Source organism: Paraprevotella xylaniphila YIT 11841 (genome assembly GCF_900683745.1).
In the GTDB taxonomy this organism is placed as follows: domain Bacteria; phylum Bacteroidota; class Bacteroidia; order Bacteroidales; family Bacteroidaceae; genus Paraprevotella; species Paraprevotella xylaniphila.
This window is the reverse complement of record NZ_LR215980.1, coordinates 1,360,820-1,373,717: the sequence shown is the minus strand read 5'-3', so window position 1 is coordinate 1,373,717 and position 12,898 is coordinate 1,360,820. Positions and strand designations below refer to the sequence as shown.

General features: G+C 46.1%; 13 protein-coding genes. 5 read left to right on the top strand and 8 right to left on the bottom strand.

From position 1 onward, the window contains the following. Nucleotides 1-16 precede the first annotated feature (16 nt). Nucleotides 17-616 (top strand): hypothetical protein, encoded by a 600-nt coding sequence (locus E0E47_RS05870; protein WP_172604609.1) that lies wholly within the window; start codon nt 17-19, stop codon nt 614-616. 318 nt (nt 617-934) lie between these two features. Here the strand turns inward: E0E47_RS05870 and E0E47_RS05865 are convergent, their stop codons facing one another. After that, nucleotides 935-2,269: an NADP-specific glutamate dehydrogenase gene (locus E0E47_RS05865; RefSeq protein WP_130893186.1), complete on the bottom strand. Its 1,335-nt coding sequence runs from the start codon at nt 2,267-2,269 to the stop codon at nt 935-937. Between the two features lie 276 nt (nt 2,270-2,545). Between E0E47_RS05865 and lepA the strand changes: the two genes are divergently transcribed. The 3 genes from lepA to E0E47_RS05850 all read left to right on the top strand — a co-directional run bounded on the left by lepA (nt 2,546) and on the right by E0E47_RS05850 (nt 6,461). Continuing rightward, nucleotides 2,546-4,327, top strand: coding sequence for a translation elongation factor 4 (gene lepA, locus E0E47_RS05860; protein WP_130893185.1), 1,782 nt, complete (start codon nt 2,546-2,548; stop codon nt 4,325-4,327). Nucleotides 4,328-4,349: 22 nt separating this feature from the next. Beyond that, on the top strand, nt 4,350-4,973 hold the full coding sequence (locus tag E0E47_RS05855; protein WP_040602461.1) for a Crp/Fnr family transcriptional regulator: 624 nt from the start codon (nt 4,350-4,352) through the stop codon (nt 4,971-4,973). Nucleotides 4,974-5,231: 258 nt separating this feature from the next. Beyond that, nucleotides 5,232-6,461, top strand: a complete 1,230-nt coding sequence (locus E0E47_RS05850; RefSeq protein WP_130893184.1) for an energy transducer TonB — start codon at nt 5,232-5,234, stop codon at nt 6,459-6,461. Nucleotides 6,462-6,603: 142 nt separating this feature from the next. Here the strand turns inward: E0E47_RS05850 and E0E47_RS05845 are convergent, their stop codons facing one another. From E0E47_RS05845 to E0E47_RS05815, 7 genes are all read right to left on the bottom strand, one after another. Further along, on the bottom strand, nt 6,604-7,785 hold the full coding sequence (locus tag E0E47_RS05845; protein WP_008624523.1) for an iron-containing alcohol dehydrogenase: 1,182 nt from the start codon (nt 7,783-7,785) through the stop codon (nt 6,604-6,606). Nucleotides 7,786-7,852: 67 nt separating this feature from the next. Further along, nucleotides 7,853-9,517 (bottom strand): AMP-binding protein, encoded by a 1,665-nt coding sequence (locus E0E47_RS05840; RefSeq protein ID WP_130893183.1) that lies wholly within the window; start codon nt 9,515-9,517, stop codon nt 7,853-7,855. 67 nt (nt 9,518-9,584) lie between these two features. After that, complete coding sequence (locus E0E47_RS05835) at nt 9,585-10,256, bottom strand: YggS family pyridoxal phosphate-dependent enzyme (protein ID WP_130893182.1); 672 nt, start codon at nt 10,254-10,256, stop codon at nt 9,585-9,587. Between the two features lie 26 nt (nt 10,257-10,282). Then, nucleotides 10,283-10,753, bottom strand: a complete 471-nt coding sequence (locus E0E47_RS05830) for a DUF4494 domain-containing protein (RefSeq protein WP_130893181.1) — start codon at nt 10,751-10,753, stop codon at nt 10,283-10,285. 507 nt (nt 10,754-11,260) lie between these two features. Beyond that, nucleotides 11,261-11,530, bottom strand: coding sequence for a hypothetical protein (locus tag E0E47_RS05825; RefSeq protein ID WP_130893180.1), 270 nt, complete (start codon nt 11,528-11,530; stop codon nt 11,261-11,263). Beyond that, nucleotides 11,517-11,885 (bottom strand): hypothetical protein, encoded by a 369-nt coding sequence (locus E0E47_RS05820; protein WP_008616784.1) that lies wholly within the window; start codon nt 11,883-11,885, stop codon nt 11,517-11,519. Before E0E47_RS05820 ends, E0E47_RS05825 begins: the two co-directional genes overlap by 14 nt. 10 nt (nt 11,886-11,895) lie before the next feature. Then, on the bottom strand, nt 11,896-12,105 hold the full coding sequence (locus tag E0E47_RS05815) for a YtxH domain-containing protein (protein ID WP_008616782.1): 210 nt from the start codon (nt 12,103-12,105) through the stop codon (nt 11,896-11,898). A 258-nt stretch (nt 12,106-12,363) separates the two neighbouring features. Between E0E47_RS05815 and E0E47_RS05805 the strand changes: the two genes are divergently transcribed. Next, nucleotides 12,364-12,864, top strand: coding sequence for an SPOR domain-containing protein (locus E0E47_RS05805; protein ID WP_040602462.1), 501 nt, complete (start codon nt 12,364-12,366; stop codon nt 12,862-12,864). Nucleotides 12,865-12,898 lie beyond the last annotated feature (34 nt).

Sequence of the window (12,898 nt, the reverse complement as noted above, 5' to 3'; positions counted from 1 at the left end):
AAAAAGTTTAAACGCCATGAGAACAAAGTGCTTAAAGCCGTTCCCAATGGAACTCCTACAACAGTGGCAAATGTCATTCCTGCAAGTACAATGGAAACAGCTTGAGAACCTTTTCCCTCGGTTACTAACTGTTGGGCAACGATTTACCTTTTTAAAAAAAATCAAGGATTTTAGAATAAGCGGTATCTTGAAATACCAAAACATGGAAGCGAAATTCAAGAGAAACAAGAATACGAACCAAGGCTTTACAGGTTTTCTTACCTCAAATTATTACAATGACAAGCATTTCCTGTCTATACAGGCAACCTATCAGGTTTTCAATGGATATCAGGTTAGAGCACAGGGGAAAACCACGCAAAAAATGGATTGTTTGGCGTTCATTTTGGGTAAAGACTTTTTCCATCAACGTGTGAACCTATCAGTGCAATACGTGACTCCGCGCCTTTTTCTTGATGGAAACAGTATAAGCAAAACTGAATCCGAGGCTGTCAGTTCTTATGATTTTTATGATATAAACGAAACGATACGCCACAGCCTGATGTTCACATTCTCTTATCGTTTTCATGGAGGAAAGAGCGTCCGGCAGTACAACCGTAGCATGCAAGAAGAGAAATAAGCGCGCTTGATATATTTAGTATTTTGGATGAGGCGTTCTTCCATGAAATCTCTTCGTCTGGTGCTTTCTTCGCGTGTAAATATGGATAACCGGAATGCGCGAAACTACAAGAATGGACAGACAAATACTTGGTGTGACCGGAAAAACGGGTTTGCACAAGGACGGGAGCTTGGCTTACTCGGACTTTCACCGGCTGTTCCTTTGACTCTGGACTAAGCAAGGGCATAGCCAAACTGTGCAAGGGATGAATCCCAAAAGAGAAAAAGAGCCGGGAATACGTAAATCCCGGCTCTTGACGCTTCTGTATTGCAATTAACCTTATACGATGCCTTGAGCCATCATAGCCTTGGCCACCTTCATGAAGCCTGCGACGTTGGCACCTTTCACGTAGTTGACGTAACCATCGGCTTCCGTTCCGTACTTCACGCAATTCTGGTGAATGTTCTCCATGATGGCGTGCAGACGGGCATCTACCTCTTCCGATGTCCAAGACAGACGTTCTGAGTTCTGGCTCATTTCAAGACCTGAAACCGATACACCACCGGCGTTGGCTGCCTTGCCCGGTGCATACAGAATCTTGGCTTCCTGGAATACGCGGATGGCTTCCGGAGTAGAAGGCATGTTGGCACCTTCGCTTACGGCCATTACACCGTTGGCTACCAACTGGCGAGCCTGGTCGCCGTTGATTTCGTTCTGAGTGGCCGACGGCAGTGCGATGTTTGCCTTTTCGCCCCAAGGCCGTGCGCCTGCCACGTATTTGCAACCGTATTTCTCTGCATATTCACGGATACGTCCGCGATACAGGTTCTTAAGCTCCATGATGTAGTCGAGCTTTTCGCGGTCGATTCCGTCCGGATCGTAGATGTAACCGTCTGAGTCGGACATCGTGAGTACCTTTCCACCGAGTTGAAGTACCTTTTCGGCCGTGTACTGGGCCACGTTGCCGGAACCGGAGATGAGGACTGTCTTGCCTTTAAGGTCGGTGCCTTTGGTCTTCAGCATTTCCATGAGGAAGTACACGTTACCGTAACCCGTGGCTTCAGGACGGATGAGCGAACCGCCGAACTCAAGTCCCTTGCCGGTGAATACGCCGCTGAATTCATGGGTCAGTTTCTTATACATACCGAACATGTAACCGACTTCGCGTCCGCCTACTCCGATGTCACCGGCCGGCACATCGGTATCGGGACCGATATGGCGATTGAGTTCGAGCATGAAAGCCTGGCAGAAACGCATCACCTCGGCGTTGCTCTTACCGCGCGGGGAGAAATCGGAACCGCCTTTTGCTCCACCCATGGGAAGAGTCGTCAGGGAGTTTTTGAAAGTCTGCTCGAAAGCCAAGAATTTCAAAATGCTGAGGTTTACGGAACTGTGGAAACGGATACCGCCTTTATAGGGGCCGATTACGTTGTTATGCTGTACACGGTAACCCATGTTGGTTTGAATCTGGCCTTTGTCGTCCATCCAAGTGACGCGGAATTGATAAACGCGATCAGGAATACAGAGACGTTCAATCAGATTGGCTTTTTCGAACTCAGGGTGTTTGTTGTACTCTTCTTCGATCGTACTGAGAACTTCTTCTACAGCCTGATGATACTCAGGTTCGTTAGGGAAACGACGTTTCAAGTCTTCCAGAACTTTTTTTGCATCCATGTGATAAATCCTTTTTAAATTAATATTATTCGTTGACTTTATCTTTTCTACCTTATTTCTCCTTAAGAAAAATCTCTCTCTTGGTTTTCAGTCGCCAAAGTTAATCATTTAATAGCAAACTGCCAATAAAAACGAGAAAAAAAATCTTTTTGCTATTGTTTTTAGCAAAAGACAAACATTTCTTCGTATTTGTAGCGCTTTATATAAAAATAAGGTTTGGGATTTTGTATTTCTTCCGGTTTGCACTATCTTTGCATAGCATTTTTTGAATTGAAGATGAAGAACATCAGGAATTTCTGTATTATTGCGCATATAGATCACGGTAAGTCTACTTTGGCAGACCGTTTGCTTGAATATACGAATACGATAAAGGTTACCGAAGGGCAAATGCTCGACGATATGGATCTGGAGCGGGAGCGTGGTATTACCATTAAAAGCCATGCCATCCAGATGGAATATATATATAAAGGAGAGAAGTACACGTTGAATCTGATTGATACGCCGGGGCATGTGGATTTCTCATACGAGGTTTCGCGTTCCATCGCGGCTTGCGAGGGGGCGTTGTTGATTGTGGATGCCACGCAAGGCGTGCAGGCCCAGACCATCTCCAATTTGTATATGGCCATAGAGCATGACTTGGAAATCATCCCGGTCATTAACAAATGTGACATGGTGAACGCCATGCCGGAGGAAGTGGAGGATGAAATCATAGACCTGTTGGGATGTAAACGTGAGGAGATTATCCGTGCGTCGGGACGTACGGGAATGGGAGTGGATGAAATTTTACAGGCCGTGGTGGAACGTATCCCCCATCCGGAAGGGGATGAGGGCGCTCCTTTACAGGCATTGATATTCGATTCCGTGTTCAACTCGTTCCGTGGGATTATCGCTTATTTCAAAATCGTGAACGGCAGTATCAAGTCGGGCGATGAAGTGGCTTTTATCAATACGGGCAAGGAATACACGGCGGATGAAATCGGGGTATTGAAGATGGAAATGTCCCCACGTAAGGAACTGCATTGCGGGGATGTGGGGTATATTGTTTCCGGTATTAAAACGGCAACGGAAGTAAAAGTCGGCGATACGATTACTCACGTGGAGCGTCCGTGTGATAAAGCCATTTCTGGTTTCGAGGAAGTTAAGCCTATGGTTTTTGCCGGACTTTATCCCATAGAAACTGAGGACTTTGAAAATCTTCGGGCCTCTTTGGAAAAATTGCAGTTGAACGATGCATCGTTGACCTTCCAACCGGAATCGTCCGTGGCGTTAGGCTTCGGTTTCCGTTGCGGTTTCCTGGGCTTGCTCCACATGGAAATCGTACAAGAACGTCTGGACCGCGAGTTCAATATGGATGTGATTACGACCGTACCCAACGTGTCTTATCTCGTATATGACAAGCAGGGTGGAGTGAAAGAAGTACATAACCCGGCCGGTATGCCCGAAGTGACGCTGATCGACCATATAGAGGAGCCATATATCAAGGCTTCCATCATTACGACAACCAACTTCATCGGCCCCATCATGACCTTGTGTCTGGGGAAAAGGGGGGAGTTGTTGAAACAGGAGTATATCAGCGGAAACCGTGTGGAACTCCATTATAGCTTGCCTTTGGGTGAGATTGTGATTGATTTTTATGACAAACTCAAAAGCATATCAAAGGGCTATGCCTCTTTCGACTACCATCAGGACGGTTTCCGTCCGTCTAAACTGGTGAAGTTGGATATATTGTTGAACGGGGAACCGGTGGATGCGTTATCCACTTTGACGCATATTGACAATGCGGTGGACTTCGGGCGGAGGATGTGTGAGAAACTGAAGGAGTTGTTGCCCCGCCAACAGTTCGATATTGCCATACAGGCCGCCATCGGTGCCAAGATTATCGCCCGTGAGACAGTGAAGCAGTTGCGTAAGGACGTGACGGCGAAATGTTACGGAGGAGATGTCAGCCGGAAAAGAAAATTGCTTGAGAAACAGAAGAAAGGAAAGAAACGGATGAAACAGATCGGTAATGTGGAAGTGCCGCAAAAAGCTTTCTTGGCTGTCCTGAAGTTGGATTAACCTAATAAAAAACCTTATGACTATGGATTTAAGACGCGACGTGGCTCGTGAAATAGCCCGGATATATTGCCGCTTGTCTCCATCGGGTATCGAGGCATTGTCCGAGATACTTGTACCTTTCAAATATTCGAAAGGCGATGTGGTATTGCCCGAAGGGGAAACGTGCCGTCACATGTATTTCGTGGAACGCGGAATGGTGAGGCAGTATTATTATAAAGGTGGACGCGACGTGACGGAACACTTTTCTTATGAAGGGCGAATCGTGATTTGCATTGAAAGTTTCTTGAAACAGGAACCTTCACGGCTGATTGTCGAGGCGTTGGAAAACAGCAGGCTTTACGGCATTCCGTATGATGACTTGCAGGAATTGGCAGACGAAAATAAAGAGATTGAGTTGTTGTTCCGTAAGATTATGGAACATGCTCTAATCAGTTCTCAGGTCTACGCTGACAGCCAACGTTTTGAGAACGCTACGGAGCGTTACCTTCGTCTCTTGAATACAAAACCCGAGATATTGCTGCGTGCGCCGATGCTCCATGTGGCTTCTTACTTGCAAATGTCGCCTGAAACATTAAGCCGTGTGCGTGCGGCTCATTTGGAAGAAATGAAGTCTGAAAAAGGCAGCGTGTCCAAGACTGAGACTTAGGCTGAGGTGCCGGGGAGTGATACGCCCATGACGGGATTACGGAGGATATGTTTCTTTTGGAAAGAAGGAGCATATCCTTTGTTTTTCCCCTTTTCAGAAGTGGTGTGATTTTTTTACGGATTTGGCGCGTTGTTCTTTTTTTATTATTACCTTTGTGTAGTGGATCTTAAATTAACGGTATCATGAAACTGCTGCCCGGACATCCAGCCTGTGGAGTTGTGTAATGCCTACCTATGTTGAATTTTTAAATCAATTCTTATGAAGAGAGTAATTAACCTAATGAAGATGGTGGCCCTTAGTGGTGTCGTGGTGTTGGGTTCATGCCGGGCCGTGAAAGATGGAACTGGGGTGGAGCGTGCGGAATACGGGCACGAGATGTCAAGCCCGTTAGAAGGTTTTTGGAAGAAGACTTGGATTCGGAAGAAAGGAGATTCCCATAAGGGCTCCCAACCGTTCGTGCATTACAAGTATTACGGGGACAAGCACATGGTGTCGCTTTCCGTGTGGTATGTAGGTACCAACGATGTGGACGTGGATTTCGAAGGGCGATACTTCCCTTTTGAGTACATGTCGAAGAAAGTCATTCGTGAAGGTGGTGAGAATTTGAAAATCAAGACACGGGCAGAAGACATGTTCGAACTTTCATGGACGGGTCGTTCCACGGCGGGGGAGACGGATTATGAAGAGGGTTGGGAACGGTATCCCATGCCTTCAGGATTGGCCGCTATACATCAGGGGATGCGCGATGCCCACGAGGCGGACGGACGTTACGCAGGCATGTGGGAAGTGCAAGGCTTGCGGCAACCGTTGACGGGCGAACTGATACCACCCAAGTTGAAGAGCTACAAATGGTATGGTGACGGCTACTTCTTGGGCTTTACACCGGCTCGGACCGGAGAAGACCGTGTGCACTTCAAGGGGCATGCCGGAACTTTCACGTCGGAGGGTGACAGCGTCATCAAGGAGCGCGGTGGGCGTAACAAGGTGAAATGGTTATCGGATGACATGTTTGAGATGTCGTGGTTCAACGGACGGGGTGTGGCTACCGAGGTGTGGAAGCGTGTGGAAAACGACGATTTGGAACAGCAGGTGCTTCGCGTGCTGAAGCCGATGTTCCTGCGTGTGGAAGGTTTGTCTGTGGCAGATATGTATGCTGCCGACAAGGTGTATGAGAAAGCCGATGTCCCTCCGCAATATCCCGGGGGAATAAACGCCCTGATGGAATATATGTCATCTAATATCCACTATCCTGCGGCTTGTGTCAAGGAAAAAGTCGAAGGCAGGGTGATGGTTTCTTTCGTGGTGGACAAGGATGGCAACGTGACGCGCCCGAAAGTGGTGAAAAGTCCAGATGTGCGCCTGAGTGCGGAAGCTGTGCGGGTCATCATGGCCATGACGAAGTGGAAACCTGCACGGTTGGACGGCAAGCCGGTATCCATGAAAGTTACCGCTCCCATCATGTTTGCATTAAAAGGAAAGAAGAAATGAGGGTTGGAGGAGTCGGTACAGGAATCTGAAAGTCCTGGTTTGCAGCGGGGTTGCAACCTAAGAAAAAGGGAAAGGCGTGTCGCTCTTTCCCTTTTTTGTGTCTTGTTTCCATGAGGGTTTCCCTGTATAGATACCCGTAGGTTTAGCGTGCCGCACGGTAGATGTGCTCCATGTCCTCGCGGTTCAATACTTTGAAGCCGCCGATGGTATGGGTACCATCATAACTGCATTTACGGGACATCTCGTGAATTTCCTCGTCTGTGATTTCGCGTCCGATGAGTTCGTGTATGCTAGTAGGCATGCCGATGGCCCGGAAGAAGCGTTCCAATGCTTCGATGCCGGCCAAGGCTGTTTCTTCTGCTGACTTGAAGTTGTTTTGTATTCCCATGGCATTGACGGCGAATTGTGCGAAACGGGTGGGATTTTCAAGGTAGACGTAACGCGCCCAACTGCCCCATACGGCAGCCAGGCCTGCGCCGTGGGTTACGTCGAACATGCCGCTGAGTTCGTGTTCCAGAAAGTGCGTGGCCCAGTCAGAAGTGGTACCGCAACCGGTCAAACCGTTGTGAGAAAGGCTGCTTGCCCACATGATTTGGGCGCGATGCAGGTAGTTGTCCGGTTGTTGCAGTACTTTGAACGCGCTATCTTGTACGGTGCGGATGAGGCTTTCGGCAATGGAGTCGGTTACGGTCATGTCATCATCGTGGGAGAAGTAGCGTTCCAACGTGTGCATGATGATATCTACTACGCCGGCTGCCGTTTGATAGGGAGGCAATGTAAAGGTGCGCTCTGGGTTCATTACGGCAAACTTGCAACGGAGCTTATCGCTGCCGTAGTCTTTTTTCAGGTCGCCGTCTTCGTTGGTAATGACTGTGGCGTCGCTCATTTCGCTACCTGCTGCCGGGAGGGTGAGCACGGCTCCCAAGGGGAGGCAGGTATCCGCCTCGGCTTTATGGGTGAAAAAATCCCAAACGTCTCCTTCGTAGGTTACTCCCATTGAGATGGCTTTGGCGGAATCGATTACACTGCCGCCGCCGATAGCCAAGATGAAATCTACACCCTCGGCACGGCATAAATTGATGCCCTCGTGTACTTTTGAGAGACGTGGGTTGGGCACGACTCCTCCCAACTTCACATAAGGGAGATGTTCGGCTTCAAGTGCATGGCATACTGCGTCTAACAGTCCGGAACGTTCTGCGCTTTTGCCTCCGTAATGTACCAATACTTTTGTTCCGCCGTATTGTTTTACCAATCGGCCTGCCGCCTGTTCCGCTTTTCTTCCGAAAGCGACCTGCGTAGGGGCGTAGTAATTGAAATCTTTCATTGTCTTTTGCTTTTATGTTTTTTCTTGGGCAGATTTGTAATTTTCGTTTTTATCAGGGATGCCTTGACTATACCTGGCAATCCGTGTACAAATAGCGTTTGATGCTTTTCTTAGGGGTTTTCTCGAATTCCTCTTGGAAGATTTTGATACCGGAAAGTTGGGCATATCCGGGCAGCATACTATTCAGTTCTGTCCGGTTTTGTTCCATGACGTTGGCCAAATCCGAGTCTTGTAAACCTAAATTGTGCGCTTCTTCAAAGTCCGGATACACCAACCCATAAAGTTTTTCTCCTTTTTGGATGACGATGCTTTCGTTGACCAAAGTCAGGTTGTTTAGCAAATCTTCAATTTCTTCAGGATAGATATTTTGTCCACTCGCACCTAAAAGCATGTTTTTGCTTCTGCCTTTGATGAAAAGGTTGCCATTTTCGTCCATGATACCGAGGTCGCCTGTACGATACCAACCGTCTCGAAATGCTTCCTGGGTTGCTTCTTCGTTTTTATAGTATCCCAACATGACATTGGTGCCTCGGGTGAGGATTTCTCCTACGGTGTGTTGCGGGTCATTGCTGTCAATCTTGATTTCCATACGTGGAGCCGCCTTGCCGCAAGAACCGGGTGCGAAAATATTCCAGTCTGCGTATGAGATAATCGGGGCGCACTCCGTGGTGCCGTAGCCCACAGTGTAATTGAAACCAATGTCGTGAAGCAGCATTTCTATTTCATGATTGAAAGCTGCCCCGCCTATGATGATTTCATAGAAATTTCCTCCAAACGCCGCTTTGAGCTGTTCGCAGATTTTGTCTTTGATCTTTTGACGGACTAATGGGACTTTCAATAGCATCTTTACGGTTGTACCCTGGATTTTAGGAAGAACCGCCTTGCGGATAATCTTTTCTATGATTAAGGGGACGGCGATAATGATACGCGGCTTCAACTCGGCAAATGCTGCAAAAAGAACATTGGGGGACGGGTTCTTGGTCAGGAAGTAAATGTGGCATCCCGTGCAAAACTCAAAGATAAATTCAAAAGCCATCCCGTACATGTGAGCCATGGGCAACATGGAAATCACGTTATCCCCGGTTTTCATGTGCGGACTTAATACTTCCTTGGCAAATTCCAGATTGGACCAAAGGGCACGATAGGGAATCATTACACCTTTCGAACGGCTTGTCGTGCCTGAAGTATAGTTGATGACAGCCAGTTCTTCCGGTGCTCCTTTATAATATGATATATGGTGTTTGCGGAAGTTCATGGGGTAGCGTTCGCCGAACAACTGGTTCAGATGTTCCCGTGCATACGCGACTTTTTGCGTGCGACCTACAAGGAGTGAATAATCTGCAATGTTGATGATTCCTTCCAGATTCGGCATTTCATTGGCGTCGAGATTCTTCCATACCAGATCACCTACGAAAAGTAGTTTGGCTTCACTGTGGTTCACAATGTTATGAACCTGGTCGGCTTTGAATTCGTGCAAGATAGGCACGGCCACAGCCCCGTATGTCAGCGTCGCAAAAAATACGGCTCCCCAATGGGCACTGTTCCGTCCGCAAAGGGCTATCTTGTCTCCCGGTTTTACGTTGCTGTATTCAAAGATAATGTGAAGTTTCTCTATGATTCGGGCTATATCTTTATATTGAAAGGTTTCTCCTTTATAATCAGACAAAGCATCAAGATCCCAGTTGTCCTTGATGCTTTGTTCTATTTGTTCGTTAAAACTAAGTTTTTCCATTGCACAATTCTTTTTATTTTGTGCAAAACTAAGGAGAAAAAACGATTAAAGCAAGAATAATATGCTTTTAATACACTCTTTCACCAAATATTTTACTTCCCACGCGGATAAGCGTACTACCTTCCTCTATTGCAATGGGATAATCATGGCTCATGCCCCATGAACATTCTTTGAAATAGGGAGCATTTGCAAAAGCTCCGGTTTTCAGTTCCTTGAACAGTTCGTATGCCAGATGGAATTCAGATCGTACTTGTTCCATATCGTCCGTATTGGAAGCCATGCACATCAAGCCGCAAATTTGGACATGTGCTAGCTTTTTCCATTCTTCATCCGCTATCAACGTGCGGCATTCGTCCGGTGTGAAACCGAATTTGGTTTCTTCCTTGGCCACGTGAAGTTGAAGTAAACAGGGTATCACCCGTCCGGACTTTTCTCCTTGTTTATCTACCTCAAGAAGTAGTTTCATGGAATCTACCGCATGTATCATGGCTACGTATGGAGCGATATACTTCACTTTATTGGTTTGCAAGTGTCCGATAAAGTGCCACTCGATGTCTTTGGGGAGGTTATCGTATTTACGGCGAAGCTCTTGTACATGGCTTTCGCCGAAGACGCGTTGCCCGGCAGCGTATGCCTCCTCAATGCGGCTTTCGGGATGGTATTTGGACACGGCCACTAACCGGACACCGCAGGGAAGCGAGGCCGTGATACGTTTTATTTCGTCCTGAATCTGTGACATGGCGTTATAGTTTCAATGAAACGGGATTATGCTTCGGGGAATTCCGGTTTCTCGTCCACTTCGGTTTTGTAATGGAACACGTCCATAATAGGCGTTTCTGCAATAGAGGCGATTTCGTAGTCGGCCATGGTGCTTTCCATTCCTTTGTCAAGGCGTTTTACGGCATCGCGCAGATCCGAAGCTTGTATCAGCATGTTTTGGTTGCTTTTCTTTTCCGTCCCGCTTTTTTCATCAAGGGTGATGAAAGCCACTTTGGCTTTGAACCAACGGTCGGCTGCATCTTCGTCCGTTTCGAACAATTCGGCATATTTGGCCCGTTTGATGTCTGTCACTTGAAATTCGCCGGACATGAACGGTTCTATTTCTTCTATAAAACGTCTTTCGGCTTCAGTGAAGCTCAGGGCATCTACCAGATAGGGCTCCGTGACTTTCTTGACCAAGCCATTTTCTAATGTTTTTTCGTATCTTACCTTGCATTCAAACCATTCGTTCATCATAATTGTAATCTTTGTTTGTAGAGTTTAAAAACAACGCAAAGTTACACGATAATTCTTAATTCCATGCAGTTCCTTCCGGAAAAATTTTATTCCTCTCACTGTCCTCCCAATCGTTTTCAGAAAAATGGCTTCATCTTTCAGGTTGTATGGTAAGTTTTTGTCATACAGTATATTATGGAATGAAAGACAAGAACGGTATCTTTCAGTTTCCTTTCATGGCGGAAAGCTGCAAAAAGTTCTCAGCCGAATGATTTTTCAATCTCAGCCAAACGACTTTTCAATCTCAGCCAAACGATTTTTCGTTCTCAGCAGATTGAAATGAAGCATGGCTGAAAGATGGCTGAAGTATCTTTCAGCCTGTAATCTTAACATAATGAATGCTTTAGTGATCGAACTGAAAGATGAAGGGGCTTTTTACAAAATCCCAGTGTAGGAGGTGGGGCATACCTGTACTGGCAATAGTGTTTTTTACCGGCTATTTTATGAAACGGCTTTTTGGGCAAACGGTTATCTCCGTTTTCCAAAAAGCCGGCGTATGTTACGTGCTACTCTCATTCCCATCATCACACCGTCATATACGGCTAACCCTTGGTCTACCATATTCATGAATGAGCCTAATTTGGATGTGGCTTGCGGGGGAGGAGTGAATAGTTTATGGGTAGTTGTTTTAATGTAGTCCGCACTTTCTTTTATTTGGCTTTTTACTTCAGCCTTACGAGTACGGATTTCTTGTAAAACATCTTCGGTATGGTGGGAAGGAATCTTATTTGCTGCCATCTTCTTTAGTAAGGATTAGTTTGGTCATGAAACGTGCCATGGGCTGAATGACCATGCGGTTTCGGTTTAAATAGAATATGACGGTCAGTAACAGGATGAAAGCGGAAATGAGGCCGAATCCGAGTGAAAGGCTTCCTAATACATCTCCTAAGTAATAGGCTAATGCGAAGGTGAGAAAAAGCAAAACGATAGAACCTAATAATAACAAGACGGTTACAATCAGAATGGCCGAAAGAATGACCGTCATTTTCTCTGTGGCATCCAATTTGACAAACTCTTTCTGGAGCTCAAGATATTTCTTAAACTCCAGTAAGAGTTTGCCTATACTTTCTATGTTTTTACTGTTTGAAAACATAAAATGTCATTTACACTTCTTCGGCGGATTTGATTTCATCTGCAATTTCGTCTACGAGAGAATCCATCTCTTTGCGGTTGAGTTTGATGCCGCGTTTACGCAATGCTTCTGCTATTTTATCACGAGTTTCAGTTCCTTTTTCCGGAGCAAACAAAATTCCTACTGCTGCACCTACGGCTGCGCCGCCAATGAATGCTGCTAAAAAACTTAATGCTTTCATATTATTTCTATTTTATTTGAGTTGATTACATTCACAAAGTTATAAATTCTCTTGATATAATCCTCATGTTTATCACTTTTTTTTGATTATTTTTTTTGCCTTGTTGATTTAACCTTTTTTTTGTGCCAGTCCTTTTACCATATATAAATAATGTGTACCTTTGTCTTTTGATGTGGATGTTATATGCCGTGAAAATACCAGTGACATCGACAGTATGGTTTTAGAGAATCATTTAACTAAAAAATAAGTAGAAGAAGTATGAAAAAGTTTTTTGTGATGGGACTTGGGTTGAGTGCGGCTTTTGCAATGACCTCTTGCAAGTCTTCCGAGAGCGCATACAAAAAGGCGTATGAAAAGGCAAAGCAGCAGCAGGTTGTTGCTACAGAGCAGGAGCCGACCCAGACGCAGACGACCACCCAAGTGGAAGTGACACCTGTCACTCCCTCGACAACAACCTCCACGGCCACTAATGCAGATGTAAATACGGTTCGTGTGCAGAGTGAGAATGTGACGGTGGTTTCCGGAAACGGTTTGAAAGCTTATAGCGTAGTTTGCGGAAGTTTCAGCCTGAAAGCCAATGCCGAAGGTTTGCAGAAGACATTGTCGAATGCGGGTTATAATGCGCAGATAGCCTACAACGAAGCAAAGAACATGTATCGGGTGGTGGCTTCTACTTACGATGAAAAGGCTGCTGCCGTGCAGTCGCGTAATACTTTGCGCGGCACTTATCCTGACGCATGGTTGCTTTTGTCTAAATGATAGATTTAGAATAATATATAGTTTATACAACACA

Coding starts and splice junctions, on each gene's coding strand:
- E0E47_RS05870 (WP_172604609.1), top strand. CDS start 17: ATGAGAACAAAGTGCTTAAAGCCGTTCCCAATGGAACTCCTACAACAG.
- E0E47_RS05865 (WP_130893186.1), bottom strand. CDS start 2,269: ATGGATGCAAAAAAAGTTCTGGAAGACTTGAAACGTCGTTTCCCTAAC.
- lepA (WP_130893185.1), top strand. CDS start 2,546: ATGAAGAACATCAGGAATTTCTGTATTATTGCGCATATAGATCACGGT.
- E0E47_RS05855 (WP_040602461.1), top strand. CDS start 4,350: ATGGATTTAAGACGCGACGTGGCTCGTGAAATAGCCCGGATATATTGC.
- E0E47_RS05850 (WP_130893184.1), top strand. CDS start 5,232: ATGAAGAGAGTAATTAACCTAATGAAGATGGTGGCCCTTAGTGGTGTC.
- E0E47_RS05845 (WP_008624523.1), bottom strand. CDS start 7,785: ATGAAAGATTTCAATTACTACGCCCCTACGCAGGTCGCTTTCGGAAGA.
- E0E47_RS05840 (WP_130893183.1), bottom strand. CDS start 9,517: ATGGAAAAACTTAGTTTTAACGAACAAATAGAACAAAGCATCAAGGAC.
- E0E47_RS05835 (WP_130893182.1), bottom strand. CDS start 10,256: ATGTCACAGATTCAGGACGAAATAAAACGTATCACGGCCTCGCTTCCC.
- E0E47_RS05830 (WP_130893181.1), bottom strand. CDS start 10,753: ATGATGAACGAATGGTTTGAATGCAAGGTAAGATACGAAAAAACATTA.
- E0E47_RS05825 (WP_130893180.1), bottom strand. CDS start 11,530: ATGGCAGCAAATAAGATTCCTTCCCACCATACCGAAGATGTTTTACAA.
- E0E47_RS05820 (WP_008616784.1), bottom strand. CDS start 11,885: ATGTTTTCAAACAGTAAAAACATAGAAAGTATAGGCAAACTCTTACTG.
- E0E47_RS05815 (WP_008616782.1), bottom strand. CDS start 12,105: ATGAAAGCATTAAGTTTTTTAGCAGCATTCATTGGCGGCGCAGCCGTA.
- E0E47_RS05805 (WP_040602462.1), top strand. CDS start 12,364: ATGAAAAAGTTTTTTGTGATGGGACTTGGGTTGAGTGCGGCTTTTGCA.